We start from the raw sequence: 17728 nt of genomic DNA, 5'->3' as shown, positions 1-17728 counted from the left end.
CGTCGCGCGCCCGCGTTGGCACATCAGGGCTCGCCCCTTACCCCTCTCGGTGCCCCAATCGCCATCTCAGTATTGCCACCCTTAGCTTGCTTAAGCCCCGACGCCATGAATGAACTTGACCACGCCTCCATCAAGCACGAGATCCGATTTCTGGCCTCAGAAGTGGGCCTGCCCGCGGAAGCGAACAAAGAAACACGGTCTTCCCTGCTCAAAGACCTGCGTACGCTGACTAGGTCAATCATCAGCGCCTCCCCAACCCTGACGCAGACGCAGCGTCGCGCCCTACTGGTTTCCGCCGTGGACGAGTCAGTCTCGGAAGGGGATTTTCAATCGTCGGTGCTGTTAATGGCGGCGGGCAGTGAACTGTCGATCCGTTGGCCGAATGCCATGATTCAGTCTCTGATCCAAGAAGTCGGCAGACAGAGCCAGCTATTCCGCTATGTGTTCTGGATGGTCGTCAGGCGTTCGACATGAAGCATGGCGCGTCCGCCTTTCCCTAAACGCTTTCAGGAGTTGTTTTGTGCCTAAATGGATAACGACATCCGAGAGCATTGCGTTGAACGTCAGAGGTTCGGTGGCCCTCCATGCTGTCGGAGGGAGTCCCAGCGGCGGTCATCGAAAACGCGGCGCTCAGTGTCGGAATGCCGGTCGGCCCCCCCTAGCCGTCATGGACGAGACATCGATGGCGCTCAGTTTGTCCGTCAAGAAGCAGACCGAGCAAGACTTGGCTGCCTTGGGCAAGACCATGCCCTCGCACCCAGGCTGGGCGGTCATTTCGCGCATGGCCGAGGGCTTGAACCGCCCCGGCAGGGCTGGCGGCGGCGGATTCTACGAATACCGCAAGAACAAACCGAAGCACCTTTGGTCGGGCCTCACCCAGGAGTTTGGTAAGGCAGACGTCGAGTTCTCGCTGGAGGATCTGCGCGACCGGATTCTCTACATCCAGGCCATTGAAGCAATCCGCATTATGGAGGAAGGCGTTATCGAGACAACGCGCGACGCCAACATCGGTTCCATCCTCGGCATCGGCTTCCCCCGCTGGACCGGTGGCGTCATTCAGTTCGTGAACATGACTGGCACCCGCCGGTGCGCTGAACGCGCCGCAGAGCTCGCGAAGCGATTCGGCGAACGTTTCAGCCCGCCACCCCTGCTTGTCCACAAGGCTGAACGTAACGAGCGTTTCGAGTAATGAAGGAACGGCCGTGGGATTGGACACGTCCTTGGTACCGGCAGACGCCTGGACGTGGACGGGGGAACATCCACCGGCCATCCATCTTTCCTACGAAATCGGCGTCGGTCAAACGCTCTAGGGTGGACCGATGCCAAGCCGATGTTCAAAAGCGTGCGACGTAGGTCCGATAATGCAACAGCACAGAAACTTAGCGGGCGTGGAAACGCAGGAAGGCATCCCACTGCTCTACTTGCTCGTCCTTCTCTATCCTGCGCAGGCAAGAGGCCACGACATTGACACGCTGCTTCGTCAATACGGGTTGCCGACAACGCTACAGGGCAATGCGACTCAAGACGTCTCACTGCTTCAATTCGCACGAGTCATGCGACGTTTGCAGCGTGCATTGCGCGACGAAATGATGGGCGTGTGCTCACGGGCGGTGCGCCCTGGGACGTTTTTGCTTGTCGCTCGGCAGATGCTTCTCAGCCCATCGCCTCGGCGACGCGTTGCGCGTGGGTTGCAGTCTGTACCGGCTCGCCATCGACGAATTCTCGCCGCGTCTGCGTACAAAAGGCGAGGTGGCCTGCTTGGAAATTGTGGACAACAGTCCCGCCGGAACATATCGCTCCACCGGCCATTTGATCTTGCTGTATGGCGCCATCGGCCTGATGTCATGGCTGGTCCAAAGACCCATCGCGATCCACGAGGTGTCTCTTCGACAGTACTTTCTGGACGGCACTGCAGTATCTGCGCTCTTTCAGGCGCCCGTATGCCCCGGTAACAAGAGCCGGATCACGTTTGATGCGAGCCATCTCGATGACCGCGTCGTCACCGATCTTCGGGGCCTCCGGTCTTTCCTGCTGCACTGGCCCGCGCGGAGAATGGCGCTGTACTCCGAAGATATGCCCGTTGCGATACAGGTAAGGAAGCGTCTCTACCAGTGGGACGTAGCACGGCTACCGACTTCGGCAGAGTTGGCGGCAACCATGGGACTCACCGACAAGGGATTGCGCCGAAAGCTCTTCCAGGAAGGACAAAGCTTCCGGGCGATTATCGATGGGGTGCGTCGCGACGCGGCCATTCGTCTGCTCGACCAATCCAGGCTGACCGTAGCCGAAATCGGCATCCGCTTGGGCTTCTCCGAGCCTAGTGCATTTCACCGTGCATTCCGACGCTCCACCGGCCTGACGCCGGTTCAGTACCGACGTCAAGACTCGGGCCGCGCGGACTAGGAGGCGCTGTACCCGCCATCGACAGTCAGTTCGGTACCGCTAATGAACTGCGATTCCTCCGCGCAGAGGAACGAGATGAGGTTAGCCACATCCGTCGGCTGGGCCCACCGACCCAGTGGCGTCTTTTGCGCGACGATGTCTGCCGCGGCACCTGCAGACGCCAGCGGAACTCCATGACTGATCATGTCCTGCATCGCTCCCATACCGAGCGGGGTCTCCACCAGCCCGGGATGAACGGAGTTGACGCGGATCCGGGCTTTACCGAACTCGATCGCCAAGGCTTTGCTCATCAGGCGTACCGCCCCCTTCGAGGTGCAGTACGCCGCGTGCATCCCGCCTCCCTTCTGCCCGAGGATCGAGCAAAGGTTGACAATGGAGGCGCTCCCATATTCGGACGCCGTCTTCGAAAGAAGCGAGTAGGACGCTTGGGAGCCAAGCCAGACACTGTCAACGTTGATCGCCTGCTGCCGACGGTACAGGGAAAAATCGGTCTCAAGGAACGGGCGCACCACCATGAGCCCGGCGCTGTTGACCAAGCCATCAAGCCGGCCCTCTGTCTCTTCAATGCACTGAATGACGCGCCGCCATGCACCCTCTTCCGTGACGTCGTGCAGCAGGCCAGTCGCGATGCCGCCAGCGGCGCGAATCATCGCCGCGGTCTTTTCCGCGCCGTCGTGGTTGAGGTCGGTGGCAAACACTTTGGCGCCCGCTGCACCCAAGGTCAGGGACGTTTGCCGGCCGATGCCACTTGCGGCGCCAGTTACCAAAATGACTTTGTTCTGAAGTTGCATAGCTATCTTCTCAATATGTATTCATCAGCGAGTTTCAGTTCGCACGTTTGACCGAAAGCGTCTGCGGCAACGTATACCCCGCCAGTCCTTCCTCCCCGTTCTCGACACCCGCCCCGGATTGCTTGTGTCCGGCCATTGGGGTGTGAGGCGTGACCGCCTGTATCTGGTTGATCCAGACCGTTCCCGTCTGCAACTGGCTAGCGATCTCGAGGGCCACCGTCTCGTCGCGGCACCATACCGAGCCTGCCAGGCCGTACTCCGACGCATTGGCGCGGGCCACCACCTCGGCAACACTACTGAACCTCAGCAGCGGCAGGATTGGACCAAATGGCTCCTCCTTGACGATCCGCGCATCATCTGGCGGGTTGTCCACCAGCGTCACTGGGATGAAGTACCCAGGCCCGCTCACAACGTCGCCGCCGGCCAGGAACCTGAGATGGTTGTCCTTGCAGTCCTGAAGCAAGCCTTCGAGACGCTCAAATTGCCGGATGTTCTGTACTGGCCCGAGCTCAATGCCGTCTCGCTCGCCGGGCCCCATCGGTGTCTTCTCGGCCAGACGGACGAGCGCCTCTGCCATACGGTCGTAGATGGAGTCGTGGATATACACGCGCTTTGCGGCAATGCAGATCTGTCCGCTATTGACGAAAGCTCCCCAGAACAGCTTTTCCGCCACGGTCTCGATATCGACGTCTGGCATGACAATCGCGGCGTCATTGCCGCCAAGTTCCAGAGTCAGCCGTTTGAGGCTTCCGGCCGCGCTCGCCATGACGCGCCTGCCCGTTGCCGTCGAGCCTGTGAAGGAGAGCTTGTCGACGCCCGCATGTGCCGACATCCATGGGCCCAGTTCGTCCCCACCACTGACGACATTGAACACACCGGGCGGCAGCACATCGCGCAGTAGTTCTCCAAGACGCAGGGTCACCAGGGGCGTGAATGGCGACGGTTTGAGGACAAGCGTATTGCCGGTCAGCAGCGCCGGCGCAATCTTCCACGCGGCAAGGACGACCGGATAGTTCCAGGGCACCATGGCGCCCACGACACCCATCGGCACGCGCCGGGTCAAGACGTAGGCTTGAGGGTTGTCTTGGATCACCACATCAGGAAGGTTCATCCGTGCAAGCTCCGAGAACCAGTAAGCGGCGTTCGCCACTTCGGCCTTGGCGCGTGCCAGGGGCTTACCTTGCTCTCGCGTTAGCAGTCTCGCCAGCTCGTCCTGGTGTGTGACATAGACTGCTGCAATCCTCGTCAAATACGCCTGGCGCGTCGACCATGGCAACGCCGCCCATGCGGGCTGGGCTGCGCGCGCCGCCCGAACTGCGGCATCAAGCAGTTCTGGCTCGCAATCCGGCGCTTTTGCAAACACCTCGCCAGTGGCCGGATCAATCACATCAATCGAGCGCGCCGTACTGGCGGACTTGCCGCCGATAGTCAGCGTGAAGGGGTGCAGGGTATCCATTTGGGCGCTCATGCAGCAATTTCTCCGTGTGAGGGCGTGATCGCGCGCGCAGGCGTAACACGGATGTTCAGTGTTTTCAGACCACCAACCTGGTTGCTAGCGATGAATTCAGGATCGCCAACAACTTCGATACGCTCCGTGCGCGTCAGCAGTTCGGTAAAGAAGGCACGCATGCTGGCCCTCGCGAGATTTTGGCCCAGGCAGGCGTGAATCCCGAATCCGAATCCCACATGCTTGTTGGGGGAGCGATCGATGCGAAAACAGCGAGGATCGTCAAAAACCTCTTCGTCGAAATTCGCACTGTGATAGAACAAGGCGACCTCCTCCCCTGCCCGAATCGTCTTGCCTCGCAGCTCGAAATCTCGTGTCGCCGTGCGAACAAAATGCTTGACAGGGCTACCGTGGCGGAACATTTCCTCCACCGCCGTCTGCATCAGTTCGGGATGTGCACGAAGACGCTCCATCTCTCCCGGCTGTTTCAGGAGGTAGTAAAGGCCGCTGCCCATGGACGAACTCGTAGTGTCATGCCCCGCCGTCGCAAGGATGACGTAGTAGGAGACCGCTTCCATTAGGGGCAGCGGCTGGCCATCTACCATCGCATGCGCGATCAGCGAGCCCAAGTCTTCCTTGAGCGGGGCCGCGCGCCGCTCGCCAAGCATCTTTCCGAAGTAGGAGAAGTACTCCTTGGCGACGGCGCTCTTGCCATTTGTATCGGCTCCGTCGCGCCGAAGCGTCGGATCCTTGGGTGCCAGGAATTGCTGCGTCAGCCGAAGCAGGTATGCGTGATCCTCCTCAGGTACCGCCAGCAGTGTCATGACAATCTGCAGCGGATACCAGACCGCAATCTCCCTGCAAAACTCGCACGCACCCTGTTTCTGGAGCAGTCTGTCCACCAGCGCGCGAGCGCGTTCCTGAATGATCGAGTCGAGTCGCTTGATGCTTGCGGGCATGAAATAGGACTGCGTGAGGCCTCGATACTTCTTGTGGTCGGGCTCGTCCATATGAATCATCGTTCGGACGAGCTTCCCGTTGGTGTTGGCCGTCTCCTCATTGCGGATCCGAAGCTCCACGTCATCGAGGATAAAGCTCTTTGGCGACGCGATGAAGACATCGGGATGTTTCCCAATTTCGACAATGTCGGACTGTTTCGTCACCGCCCAGAACGGCGGATGACTGGGCGCAGCCGTCCAGTGCAAGGGATCCTCCCGTCTCACCTGAGCAAACAGCTCATGCATCCGCTCTGGATCGGCATAAAGCTCGTGGCTTGCGAGTTCCTTGTCGATGTTCTGCATTTCCATTCTCGTCCCCTCAATGTGGTCAAAGGTCCAGCAACAGCTCTGGGGTTCTGGCGCGCGAGCGGCACGGCATAAAGCAGTCGTTGCGAGCCTTATCTTCATCGGTCAAATAGTGGTCGCGATGCTCGGGCACTCCATCGAGAACCGTGGTCGCGCAGGTGCCGCAAATTCCTTGCTCGCAGGACATCGAGAGGGAGATGCCCGCCTCCAGCAGTGCTGCCGCGGCGCTCACCCCACAAGGCACGTGCACCTTCTTCCCCGATGAGGACAGAATCAGATCGAAGGCAGTCTCATCGGCCAGGGCGTCGGGCTGTGTGGTGGGCGGAGCGAAGAACTCCCGATGTAGCTGGCGCTTGTCCCATCCGAGCGCTGCCGCCGTCGACAGGATGTGGTCGATAAATCCCGACGGACCGCAGACGTACACCTGGTCATCGGGGCCCCGCTGCTGCAATACCTTGCGCGCGTCGAATGGCGGTGCTTCCGGTGGCAGATCGTGATAGAAGCGGGTACGCGCCGAAAATCGGGTCTTTATCCGGGCCGTAAAGGCCGTTTTCGCCGCCTCACGTGTACAGTAATGGAGTTCAAACTCTCGATTGGCGTTTGCCAGCGTCTCAGCCATCGCCAGTAGCGGTGTAATCCCGATTCCGCCGGCGATAAGCAGTGTCCGGCCTTCGCCCGGTAGCAATTCGAATTCATTACGGGGGAAGCTGACCCTGACCAGTTGGCCGGGCTGGATCGCTTGATGCATGCCGACGGATCCGCCCCGTGAATCTTCCGTACGTAGGACCGCAATGAGATAGCGATGTCGCTCGGCTGGATCGTTGCACAGGGAGTACGCGCGCGATACACCAGGTGCAACGTCTACCAGGATATGCGCGCCAGCTTCAAAGGCCGGCAGTGGCGCTCCATCCGGATGCATCAACTCAAAGGACATAATGCCTTCCGCTTCCTGCCGCCTTGCTGCAAGCCTTAGCTCGAGGAAGGGTGTCTCACCTACAATGTCGTTCATCTTTGTCTCCATCCGATTTCGCTTCCGACCTTGGCCCGATGAGGCCGGAAAATGCGTGGAGATAGCTTAGAGTTCTTAGCGGGAAACGGCGATGACCGATTTGGTCAACTTTGCTGACCGAAATGCCTAACGCCGCGCGATGCCGATCGACTCTTGTTTCTTGTGGATCACCTATCAAGTCGACACGTAGCGACTCGAAGACATCGTCCGAATATCCATCCCGAAGCGACAGGGGCCTGGATTGACGACAACCCAAACTTCCTCGACATAGAAGCGCACGCCTAACAGGGCTCGCCCAGCAAAAGAAAAGCGGCGCCGTTCAGCGCCGCTGTAAGCCAGCAGGAGCAAGCTGGTTGAAGTCACCACCCGAAAACAATTGCAGACAGGTCCCTGCGGCAACGCGCGGGACGCCGTCAACCAAACACGTTAGAGTGCCCCCAACAGCTCGGGAACCACGGTGTTCAGGTCCCCCACCAGGCCGTAATCCGCCACCGAGAAGATCGGGGCTTCGGCGTCCTTGTTGATCGCCACGATCACCTTGGAATCCTTCATGCCGGCCAGATGCTGGATCGCGCCCGAGATACCGACGGCGATGTACAGCTGCGGCGCGACGATCTTGCCGGTCTGGCCTACCTGATAGTCGTTCGGCACGAAGCCGGCGTCGACTGCCGCGCGCGATGCACCCAGCGCAGCGCCCAGCTTGTCGGCCAGCGGCGTCAGCACCTTGGTGTAGTTCTCGCCCGACCCCACGCCGCGGCCACCCGAGACGATGATCTTGGCGGCGGTCAGCTCCGGACGGTCGCTCTTGGTCAGCTCGCGCGACACAAATTGCGACAGGCCCGCGTCGGCAACCGCCGGCAGCGTTTCCACGCTGGCCGAGCCGCCCTCAGCCGCAGCCTGGTCGAACGCCGTGCCGCGCACGGTGATCACCTTGATCTTGTCGGCCGACTTGACCGTGGCGATCGCGTTGCCGGCGTAGATCGGACGCTCGAACGTGTCGGGCGAATCGACCTTGGTGATGTCCGACAGTTGCGCCACATCGAGCTTGGCAGCCACGCGCGGCAGGATGTTCTTGCCCGAGGCGGTGGCCGGCGCGACGATATGCGAGTAGTCGCTGGCGATGGCCAGGATCTGCTCGGCGACGTTCTCGGCCAGGCTGTCGGCAAAGTACGGCGCATCGGCCAGCAGCACCTTCGCCACGCCGGCGATCTTCGCGGCGGCGTCGGCAGCGGCCTTGGCGTTCGAGCCGGCCACCAGCACGTGGACATCGCCGCCGCATTGGGCGGCTGCCGTCACGGCGTTCAGCGTGGCGGCCTTGATCGATTGATTGTCGTGTTCAGCAATGACAAGTGCAGTCATGTTCTATCTCCCCGCGCTCAGATAACCTTGGCTTCAGACTTCAGCTTTTGCACCAGCGTGGCAACGTCCGGCACCATCACGCCGGCGCTGCGCTTGGCAGGCTCGACGACCTTGACGGTGGACAGGCGCGGCTTCACGTCGACACCGAGGTCTTCCGGCTTGACGGTTTCCAGCGGCTTCTTCTTGGCCTTCATGATGTTCGGCAGCGTCACGTAGCGCGGCTCGTTCAGGCGCAGGTCGGTGGTCACCACGGCCGGCAGCTTGACCGACACGGTTTCCAGACCGCCATCCACTTCCCGCGTGACCGACGCCTTGCCGTCAGCAACCACCACCTTCGAGGCGAACGTGGCTTGCGGCAGCCCGGCCAGCGCGGCCACCATCTGGCCGGTCTGGTTCGAGTCGTCGTCGATGGCCTGCTTGCCCAGGATCACCAGGCTCGGCTGTTCCTTGTCGATCAGCGCCTTGAGCAGCTTGGCCACGGCCAGCGGCTGCAGGTCTTCATTCGATTCCACCAGGATGCCGCGGTCGGCACCGATGGCCATCGCGGTACGCAGGGTTTCCTGGCACTGCGACGTTCCGCAAGAAACCGCGACCACTTCCGTCGCCACCCCCGCCTCTTTCAGACGCACGGCTTCCTCGACTGCGATCTCATCAAAGGGATTGGCACTCATCTTGATGTTGGCCAAGTCGACGCCCGAACCATCCGACTTCACGCGGACCTTGACGTTGGAGTCCACCACTCGCTTCACTGCGACAAGTATCTTCACTGCTTCACCTATCAGACTTCGTTTAACTTGTGTGACGGCCCCGCTCGCTTCCATCTATGCCACGGGGAGTCGTTCCTTATGCGCGACCCGCCAGCACGGCCCTGCCATTCGCGAGGACAATGACATCTCGCTCCTTCAGCCGCGCACGGAATGCCACTTCGGAATTCGAGGTTTTCCAACAATCGAGCAAGAGAGTTTCTCCGGGATACACCGGTGAGGTGAGACGCGCGCGAATGGATTGGAGCAGGCTCGCGTCGTACCCACAGTAGGCCTTGACGATGCCGTGACACGCGTTGCCGTAGGTTGCCAGCCCGTGCAAGATGGGGCGCGTAAAGCCCGCCTTCGCGGCGACGGCAGGGTCGATGTGCAGCGGATTCAGGTCACCAGACAGGCGATAAAGTACAGCCGCGTCCTGTCGCGTCGGCAGCTCCACCGTAACTTCGGGCGCAGTCTCGGGCGTTGACGGCGAGGCAGGCGCGGCTTCGTCCCCGCCTCCGTTCTTGGAGAATCCACCGTCGCCGCGCAGGAAGAGCACTTGTTCCGTTGTCGCAAACTGCTCGCCAGTCGCTGCGTCATGCAAAGTTTTCTCGACGTGCAGCACTGCGCCTTTCCCTTCGCCCTTGTCCACGATCCGTACCACGCGACTGCGTCCGATCAGGGAGCCGGAGGCAGGAAGGGGCTTGTGCAACGTCACGCCCTGCTCACCATGAACCAGCTTGAGGAAGTCGATTCCGAGCTCTTTGCGGTCACGCATCCAGGAACCCGGCGAGGCAAGAACTGCCGCCATCGTCGGCAAGGTGACGAGATTCTTCTCGTAGACGAACTGCAGTTGTTGCGCGTCCAGCGGATCGGCGCCGATCCCCAAGCCGAGTGCATAGAGAATGCTATCTTTCTCGGTGTAGTGGTGCTGAACATCGCCCGACTGCCAGGCTTTGGTCTTCTCGTAGTCAATCATGCGTGTACTCACTTTTTGGCAACGCAGGCCAACGGAATTGCGCTGGCTCTTTGGCCGCAAACCGACGAACCGATTCACGTGCGTAGTCACTGCCACCGGCGATGGCCTGGCCTGCGGCCTCCAGATTCAGCATGGTCTCCAGGTCGCATTGCAGCGACTTCTGTAGAGCCTGCTTGGACAGGCTCACCGCTGTGGCTGAGGCACCTTCGAAACTGCGCGCAAGCTCCAGTGCGCGCGCCATCAGTCTTTCCGGGGCCACCACTTCCATGGCCAGCCCCATCTCTTTCGCCTCGTCTGCGTGGAATTCCCGTGCAGAGAACACTAGCTCCTTCGCACGCTGGAGCCCAACAATGCGCGGCAACGTGTACCAGGCCCCGTTGTCTGGTACGAGGCCTACACGATGAAAGGCAACCGACATCCTGGCGCGATATGAGCAGATAACAATGTCCGCCAGGATTGCAAGGCTCAGTCCACCGCCATACGCGACGCCGTCGACTGCCGCAATAACGGGCTTGTCGAGAGACGATATGGCCAGGACGAGATCCCTGTAAGCATTCAGCCCCTCACGGCGCTCCTCCGGATTCCGCTGGCCTGCGCTCCCCATCCCCTTGACGTCGCCGCCGGAGCAGAAATCGCTTCCTGCGCCCGTCAGCAGCACTGCGCGTACCCGCGGATCCGAACGAAACCATCGGAACATCTGCGTCATGGCATCCGCCATGGCAGGCACCAGCGCATTTTTGGCACGCGGCCGGTTTAGGGTGACAATGGCCACCCCGCCTTCATATGTCAGCTTGACATCTTCACTGTCGCTCATACTGATCCTCACCAAAGTGAAACTGGCAACCCATCTTTACGTGCGCCGGAGACCGTCCAGCTCCGCCATCAACAGCGCGGTCTGCGCGGTGGCGGTTACCCGGTCGGCTACCTTTGGCGCGTTGCCATTGGCCGCATTCCCTTCCAACGCCCGACGCGCCACCCCTTGCTGGATTGCCGCAAGGCGAAACATGTTGAATGCCAGATAGAAGTTCCAACGCGAGATCCCTTCGCTTTCGTCCAGCCCAGCGTTCTTGCAATACATCGCCACGTATTCGCGCTCGGTAGGGATTCCGAGAGGCCCGACATCGACACCCGCAAGGGTGCAATGGGTCCCGAGGCCAAGGTGCCAGGTCATGCAGTGGTACGCCAAATCAGCCAGCGAGTCCCCGAGCGTGGACAATTCCCAATCCAGGACGGCAATGATTCGGGGCTCGGTCGGGGATAATTCAGGAATGGTCTGGTCGTCGAAGATTCTTCCCTCCACATAATCCATCACGTAGAAGGCACTCCCTATGACGGCGACATCCTCGCAAAGTACGCGAACCTGGGGAACCGGCACGTCCGTGTCCACCAGACGCTGCATGACCCGAAATTCGCGCTCGAAGGCATGGGCTGACGGCAGAATCGTGCCGGATGGCTTCCGCCTCAGCACGTAACGCCTGCTACCCGCCTCCACGATGTAGGTCGGGTTGGATTGCCCGCCTTGCACCCGCGAAAGCTCCAGCGCGCCAGTAAATGGCGCGACACGCTCCCGGACGTAGGTCGCCAGGCGATCGACAGCATTCGGGTCGGTGACGAGGATATCGCCGGACGTCATGATCAAAGGCTGATGTGGAACCCGCCGTTGACACCGAGATGCTGGCCCGTGACATAGCTCGAGCCGTCAGAAAGCAGGAAGCACACCGTTTTGACGACTTCCTCCGGCGTCGACCAGCGGCCCAGAGGAATCTGGGCGAGCATGTTGTCGCGGAACTTCTCGCCGCGGACAACCTCGGTCATGGGTGTTTCGACCACGCCGAAGCAGACCGAGTTGGCACGGACGTTGTAGCGCCCCCATTCCCGTGCAGCGGTCATCGTCATACCCAGCAGACCTGCCTTTGCCGCCGAGTAGTTGATTTGACCAATGGAGCCCTTTCGACCCGCATCCGAGGAGATATTTACCACAGAGCCTCCGGACTTGTCGCCGTCCTTGGATCGCGCGACCATATGTTGCCCAACCGCTCGCGTCCAGTAGAAGGAACCGGTAAGGTGTACGTCGATGACATCCTGCCACTGCTGGTCGGTCATCTTGTCGATCATTGCCGGACGAATGATGCCCGCATTGTTGACGAGACCGTGCACGGCACCGAATCGCGAAACTGCGTCGCAGACCGCACGGGTCGCGAGCGCAGAGTCCGCGACACTCCCGGCTACCGCCATCACGCGCTCCGCCGGCAACGACGCCAGGGCTGCATTCAGGCCCTCTCCGCTGAGGTCGACGGCAACGACGTTTGCACCCAACTCGACGCCGAGTTCGACGACGGCCTTACCAATGCCTTGGGCGGCGCCGGTCACGATAATGGTGCGGCCTTCCAACGACACAATCTGCGACATCTCAGTCTCCTTTATTTGGTTGAACCAATGATATTTCGATGGCGTAGCCGCGTCAACGGGATTTCGCTGTCCGACGCGTCGCGTCACGTGGATTGCGCCCTCTCCGTCCCATGCTCTGTGTCCTGGAACAGGCTCCGTTTGCTTTTTGGCAGAACCATTGATAAGTTCTGACGCACTCACAACCATTCTTTGGACCGCTCCGTGCTGCTGGAATGGGGTTTCAGTGAGGAGGAAATCTCGGCCCTTCGACAGGCGGAAGTTTTACGAGCCAATGCGTAATCGACAAAAGGAGCCCCCCGACCGAAAGGGAGCTCCCGCGACACGAAAAGGCCAGCGAAACCGTCCCGTTTGAGCCGGGCCGGCCTAGGCTCAGATCTTTCTGCCGACCGCCTGCCAGAAGGGATCCCGCAGTCGCCGCTTGAAGAGCTTCCCGCTATCCTCCCGCGGCAGGGATGCGTGAAAGTCGATGCGCTTAGGGACCTTGTATTTAGCTAGGTGCGACTCGAGGTATTTCTGAATTTCGGCTGCACTGAGTTCGACACCAGGCATGAGTTCTACGGCGGCAGCCAGCGATTCCCCAAAGTCCTCATCGGGGATCCCGAAGACCGCGCAATCATGAACGCCCGGACATTGCGTAAGCACCATCTCAATCTCGGCCGGATAGATGTTGGTGCCTCCAGAGATGACCATATCCGAACGCCGGTCGCACAGATACAGCCTGCCGTCTTTTAGATAGCCGACATCGCCGACACTGATGAGACCATTTCGCTCGACGCTCTTCCTCTTCTCTTCGTGGTTCAGATAGGTGAAATCCGCATAGGCCGGTACGCGCATGTAGATCTCGCCCGGGGATCCGTCTTCCACCGGCGCTCCATCCTCACCATAGAACGCGATCTGTGTACTTGGCGTGGGCACGCCGACCGTGCCAGGATGATTCAGCCAGTCGTCCGGCGTCGCCAGTGTTGCCGTGCCAACCTCAGTGCCGCCGTATGTTTCATAGATGATGGGGCCCCACCACTCCATGAGCGCCTGTTTGACTTCCCGCGGGCACGGTGCACCAGTATGCGTCACCCATTTCAGCGAACTCACATCGTAACGGTCGCGGACTTCCTTGGGGAGCTTCAGAATGCGGACGAACATGGTCGGAACCATGACCGCATTGGTGATGCGGTACTTGTCGATGGCCGCCAGCGTTTCTTCCGGGTCGAACTTCGACTGGAGCACAAGCACCTCGGAAGCCAGTATGGCTTGTCGTCCGTATGCATTCGGCGATGCGTGGTACAGCGGCCCGGTGACTAGTGAGCGCACGCCCGGCGTCAAGCCGTAGACACGCTCAATCAGCTTCACATAGGCCTGGGCCTGCTCGGGTGTCGCCGGATCACGCTTGACCCCTTTAGGGTGACCGGTCGTGCCCGACGTGTAGATCATCGTGGCGCGCCCGCGCTTGGCAGGCTGCTCCCACGGCGCAAACTGGCTACACCATGCCTCCCACGAGGTGTCCCCTTCTCGAGGCTGCGTCAGCTCATCCTTGATCTTGTAGCGGGCCTGCACTTCCGGCGGGGTCGGGACCACAAACACCTTAATGCCCGCCGGAATTTGCTCGCGCAGCGGCTCCAGCAGGTCAGCATGAGCAACCAGGGTCTTCGGCTTTGAGTCGTTGAGGACATACAGCAGTTCTTCGGCCTTGCCATGCCAGTTCAACGGTACCGAATATGCCCCAATTGCTGCTGCAGCCTGCTGCACTTCGAAGAATGCGAAGTCGTTGCGCAGCAGCAAGCCGACGGTGTCGCCTTCCTTGATCCCCATCTGGTCAAAACCGGTCGCGGCACGCAGCGCCTGCTGCAACACCTCTTCGCGGGCCTTGGGACGTCCATCCAGGTAGATGGTAGCTTCGCTCATTTTTGTCTCACTCCGTTCGTTTCAGTCTTTTACAATGCGTGAATCAACGACGCCAACTTCGATGCATGCGCGTCGCCGTCGCCGAAGAGTTGGTCCATCACATGGATACGGCGCAGGTAGTGACCAACTGCGTATTCCTCGGTCATGCCGATGCCGCCGTGCAATTGAATCGCGCCATGTGCCACGGCCCGGGCATGCTTGGCCACGGAGAGTTTGGCGCGGTGCAAATCCAGTGCGGCGCCTTCCGAGTCAGGGTCATCAACGGCCACCGCTGCGGCCATCGCCATGCTTTTTGCCAGCTCCAGACTGACAAGCATCTCGGAGGCCCGATGGCGCAAGGCCTGGTTCTCGCCAATCAACCGGCCGAATTGCTTGCGAGTGTTCAGGTAGTCGACTGCCAGCCGGAATGCAGCGCTCGCCGCCCCGACCATATCGGCGCAGCTCGCCGCGATGCCGATGGACACGGCGCTGTCAATCGCCTGGAGGGCACGTCGGCCATCCATTGGGTCGCCGATGGGCGTTGCTGCCACCCCGCGAAGCACGAGCTCACTCGCCGACGTGTCGTCCACCAGCCGGAAGCCACGCACGTCCAGCCCCGCCTCTCGGGCCTCGACGAAAAACAGCGCACAACCGTCAGGATCCGCGGGCGAGCCTCGGACTCGTGCGCTCACAATGTACTGGTCCGGCTGGCCGACACCCAGTACATTGACTTTACGCCCGTTCAGAATCCATTTCCCACCCTCTTCCGAGGCGGTGGTCTCGATCCACCAAGGCGCGTGGCGCCGCGCGGCTTCTTCATGCGCCCACGCAAGCTTGCGCTCGCCCGTTGCCAACTCTCGGAGCGCATCTTTTGAGCACTCCTCGGCATCAAAGATCTTCAAAGCAGTGACAGGCAGCACGTTGGCTGCGAGGAGCGGCTCCAGGCACAGCACTGCGCCCAGTTCCTGCATCAGCGGTAAGAGATCGACCGCCCCACAGCCAAAGCCGTCCAGCGTTTCCGGCACCAGCAGCGCGGTAAGGCCCAGTTCGGACAATCCGGCCCAGGTTTCCTCGTCGTGCCCCTTGCCACTCTCGGCAACAACACGACGACTCTCGAATACATAACGGTTCGCAAGCAACCGTCGGAGGCTGTCCTGTACGGCCCGTTGATCCTCGTTCAACTCGAAATTCACGTTTGTCTCCCTATCCCACAATGGCTTTGGCCAGGATGTCTTTTTGCACCTCGCTGGTACCACCGTAGATGCTGGCGGCACGCGAGTAGAAGTAGCGGGGAGCAAGCGGGCCGTACACCAAATCGCCCTTGCCCCGTTTCTCCACGCCCAACGGACCAGCGAGGCGAGCCAGGAGCGCGTTAATTTCCTGCTGCAGCTCGACCCCCTTCAGCTTGAGAACGGACGCAAATGCGGGCAGCTCCGCCTGAGCGCTCGGTGTCAGCAGGAAGCGCCAGTTTGTTACCTCCAGTGCCCGGATCTCCGCATCCAGCGCTGCGAATTCCGTGCGCAGCTTCGGATCGTCAAGGAGTTTTCCCGAACCCTGAGGGGTTTTGCTCGCCACCTCACGTGCAAAATCCAGCCGCTCACGGCACAAGCCGACGTTCGCAATCCCCGTGCGCTCGTTGCCCAAGAGGAACTTGGCGCAGTCCCACCCCCTGTTTTCTTCACCGACGAGATTGGCCACCGGGACACGCACGTCGTCGAAAAAGACTTCGTTCAGATGATGATCGCCGTCGATGGAAAGAATCGGGCGTACCGTGATGCCAGGCGACTTCAGGTCAATGAGCAGGAAGGAAATGCCCTCTTGCTTGCGAGCCTCGGGGTTGGTCCGAACGAGCGCAAAAATCCAGTCAGCCCAGTGGGCAGTCGTGGTCCAGATTTTTTGCCCGCTAACCACGTAATGATCACCATCACGCTTCGCTGCAGTACGCAACGAAGCCAAGTCCGAACCGGACCCTGGCTCTGAAAAGCCTTGGCAGAACCACAGATCAAGATTGGCAAGCTTGGGCAAGAAATGCTGGCATTGTTCCGGAGTTCCATAACGCATCAACACCGGTCCAAGCATCGTCACATTGAACACTTGCGGCAGCGGAGCAGGTGCGCGGTACAACTCGTCCATCAGGATGAGACGCTCCATTTGCCCCAGTTCCGCGCCACCATACTTCTTCGGCCAGTGCGGTGCGGCCCAACCTCTTTCATTGAGGATGCGCTGCCACTTCACGGTGTCTTCTTTCCGCGGCGGGTGCCCAGCGCGCAAGCGCGCGCGCATTTCCGAGGGCAGTCTGTCTGCGATGAAGGCTCGCACCTCCGCACGAAACGCCTGCTCTGCAGGCGACAGTCGTAGATCCATTCTCTTGCTCCTCCAACGTAAATTCGCGCCGTGCGAACACGTGTGTTATTTTGGTTCAACCATTGTACTTAAGGCAAGCAGATTGTGACCGGGATCGCCGCAGCGCCGCGGCGCAACACAGAAGTGGAGGAACCCTTCGAGTGGCTTACTAAGCACCCATTCTCTGGTACCATAGGTGCAGAGGTTGATCCAATGCAAGACACATAAAAATGCCGACGAAAATGAAACCTGCCGTACCAAGCCAACCGGAAGAGAACCCGGCGGGTCCCATCTTCAAGCGCGTGCGCACGAGGCGGGCATTCGAGGCGGTCAGCGATCAAATCCGCCAACAACTCGCAAGCGGCGACCTGCGCCCCGGCGACCGGCTCCCCGGCGAACTCCAGTTGGCCGAGCAGTTCAACGTGAGCCGGAGCGCAGTACGCGAAGCATTGCGTAGTCTGGAAGCCGCGGGTGTTGTCGAAGCCCGTACCGGCATCAACGGGGGCTTCTTCATCCGTAGTGGTAGCACGACGACCGGGCTGACACAGACAGTCCAGGACTTGGTGTCGCTCGGCCAGGTTTCGATTGCGAACGTTACAGAAGCTCGCATCGAGCTGATGACGGTGGCCCTTCGCTTGGCGTGCGAGCGCGCTACCGAGGAAGAGCTGGACGCAATCGAGGCCGACGTGACGTATCACACCGAGCTGTTCCGTCATGGTGGTGGCTCGCGGAATACGAAGTCTGTGATCGAGTTCTACCGGCTCATCGCTCAGGCCACACACAACGCTGTCATCGTATTGATGGTCGATGCGCTGTCGGAAATCATTCGGAAGCTGCTGGCACAGATTGCGCCAGAGCCGCGACGGGACATCATGCAGGTACGTCGCAAGGTAATGGCGAGTTTGCGGCAGCGTGATGCCGTGGGGGCTTGCCAGGCAATGACGACTCACCTGCGGCACGTCAGCGAGTACCTGGAAAGCGAGAGCAAGAAGCCTGCACGCAAGCGGAAGATCGCCGCCTGACCACATCCGCCTCGCGCCGCCGCAGTAAATCGACTAAGTTA

17 protein-coding genes and 1 pseudogene are annotated in these 17728 nt (G+C 60.5%); 5 read left to right on the top strand and 13 right to left on the bottom strand.

Features of this window, described 5'->3' with window-relative positions:
• The first annotated feature begins 105 nt into the window (after nt 1-105).
• The 4 genes and pseudogenes from AC1RQC_RS21565 (at nt 106) to AC1RQC_RS21550 (ending at nt 2403) form a co-directional block, all read left to right on the top strand.
• On the top strand, nt 106-474 hold the full coding sequence (locus AC1RQC_RS21565; protein ID WP_492810195.1) for a hypothetical protein: 369 nt from the start codon (nt 106-108) through the stop codon (nt 472-474).
• A 208-nt stretch (nt 475-682) separates the two neighbouring features.
• Nucleotides 683-1189, top strand: a complete 507-nt coding sequence (locus AC1RQC_RS21560) for a hypothetical protein (protein ID WP_492810193.1) — start codon at nt 683-685, stop codon at nt 1187-1189.
• Nucleotides 1190-1319: 130 nt separating this feature from the next.
• Nucleotides 1320-1631, top strand: a pseudogene (locus AC1RQC_RS21555) (AraC family transcriptional regulator ligand-binding domain-containing protein); the annotation flags it as partial.
• Between the two features lies 1 nt (nt 1632).
• A complete protein-coding gene (locus AC1RQC_RS21550) occupies nt 1633-2403 on the top strand; it encodes a helix-turn-helix domain-containing protein (RefSeq protein WP_492884545.1) in 771 nt (256 codons plus the stop codon).
• Here AC1RQC_RS21550 and AC1RQC_RS21545 read toward each other — a convergent pair.
• The 13 genes from AC1RQC_RS21545 to AC1RQC_RS21485 form a co-directional block, all read right to left on the bottom strand.
• Entirely contained in the window at nt 2400-3194 is a 795-nt protein-coding gene (locus AC1RQC_RS21545) for an SDR family NAD(P)-dependent oxidoreductase (RefSeq protein ID WP_492827139.1), read from the bottom strand. The genes AC1RQC_RS21550 and AC1RQC_RS21545 overlap by 4 nt on opposite strands.
• Nucleotides 3195-3228: 34 nt before the next feature.
• Nucleotides 3229-4650 (bottom strand): aldehyde dehydrogenase family protein, encoded by a 1422-nt coding sequence (locus AC1RQC_RS21540; RefSeq protein WP_492884543.1) that lies wholly within the window; start codon nt 4648-4650, stop codon nt 3229-3231.
• Between the two features lie 8 nt (nt 4651-4658).
• Complete coding sequence (locus AC1RQC_RS21535) at nt 4659-5942, bottom strand: cytochrome P450 (RefSeq protein ID WP_492884541.1); 1284 nt, start codon at nt 5940-5942, stop codon at nt 4659-4661.
• Nucleotides 5943-5967: 25 nt separating this feature from the next.
• A complete protein-coding gene (locus AC1RQC_RS21530; protein ID WP_492827145.1) occupies nt 5968-6954 on the bottom strand; it encodes a PDR/VanB family oxidoreductase in 987 nt (328 codons plus the stop codon).
• Nucleotides 6955-7380: 426 nt separating this feature from the next.
• A complete protein-coding gene (locus AC1RQC_RS21525; RefSeq protein ID WP_492884539.1) occupies nt 7381-8313 on the bottom strand; it encodes an electron transfer flavoprotein subunit alpha/FixB family protein in 933 nt (310 codons plus the stop codon).
• Nucleotides 8314-8330: 17 nt separating this feature from the next.
• Nucleotides 8331-9080 carry an electron transfer flavoprotein subunit beta/FixA family protein gene (locus AC1RQC_RS21520; protein ID WP_492810179.1) on the bottom strand — a complete coding sequence of 250 codons (750 nt, stop codon included), beginning with the start codon at nt 9078-9080 and terminating at the stop codon, nt 8331-8333.
• Between the two features lie 76 nt (nt 9081-9156).
• Nucleotides 9157-10035, bottom strand: coding sequence for a MaoC/PaaZ C-terminal domain-containing protein (locus AC1RQC_RS21515; RefSeq protein ID WP_492884537.1), 879 nt, complete (start codon nt 10033-10035; stop codon nt 9157-9159).
• On the bottom strand, nt 10028-10849 hold the full coding sequence (locus tag AC1RQC_RS21510) for an enoyl-CoA hydratase/isomerase family protein (protein ID WP_492884535.1): 822 nt from the start codon (nt 10847-10849) through the stop codon (nt 10028-10030). The genes AC1RQC_RS21515 and AC1RQC_RS21510 overlap by 8 nt, the downstream gene beginning before the upstream one ends.
• Nucleotides 10850-10885: 36 nt before the next feature.
• A complete protein-coding gene (locus tag AC1RQC_RS21505) occupies nt 10886-11668 on the bottom strand; it encodes a phosphotransferase (protein WP_492884533.1) in 783 nt (260 codons plus the stop codon).
• Between the two features lie 2 nt (nt 11669-11670).
• The gene (locus AC1RQC_RS21500) at nt 11671-12444 is read right to left on the bottom strand and encodes an SDR family NAD(P)-dependent oxidoreductase (protein ID WP_492884532.1); all 774 of its coding nucleotides are present in this window, start codon (nt 12442-12444) and stop codon (nt 11671-11673) included.
• A gap of 369 nt (nt 12445-12813) precedes the next feature.
• Complete coding sequence (locus AC1RQC_RS21495) at nt 12814-14343, bottom strand: acyl-CoA synthetase (RefSeq protein ID WP_492884530.1); 1530 nt, start codon at nt 14341-14343, stop codon at nt 12814-12816.
• Nucleotides 14344-14372: 29 nt separating this feature from the next.
• The gene (locus AC1RQC_RS21490; RefSeq protein WP_492884528.1) at nt 14373-15515 is read right to left on the bottom strand and encodes an acyl-CoA dehydrogenase family protein; all 1143 of its coding nucleotides are present in this window, start codon (nt 15513-15515) and stop codon (nt 14373-14375) included.
• 10 nt (nt 15516-15525) lie between these two features.
• Nucleotides 15526-16686 (bottom strand): acyl-CoA dehydrogenase family protein, encoded by a 1161-nt coding sequence (locus tag AC1RQC_RS21485; RefSeq protein ID WP_492884526.1) that lies wholly within the window; start codon nt 16684-16686, stop codon nt 15526-15528.
• Between the two features lie 221 nt (nt 16687-16907).
• On the opposite strand from AC1RQC_RS21485, the gene AC1RQC_RS21480 reads away from it, so the two are divergent.
• Nucleotides 16908-17687, top strand: coding sequence for a FadR/GntR family transcriptional regulator (locus AC1RQC_RS21480; RefSeq protein ID WP_492884524.1), 780 nt, complete (start codon nt 16908-16910; stop codon nt 17685-17687).
• Nucleotides 17688-17728 lie beyond the last annotated feature (41 nt).

This window comes from Cupriavidus sp. GW822-FHT03E04 (assembly GCF_058801495.1).
The sequence above is the reverse complement of the archived record's forward strand: the minus strand, read 5'-3'. Positions and strand labels throughout refer to the sequence as shown.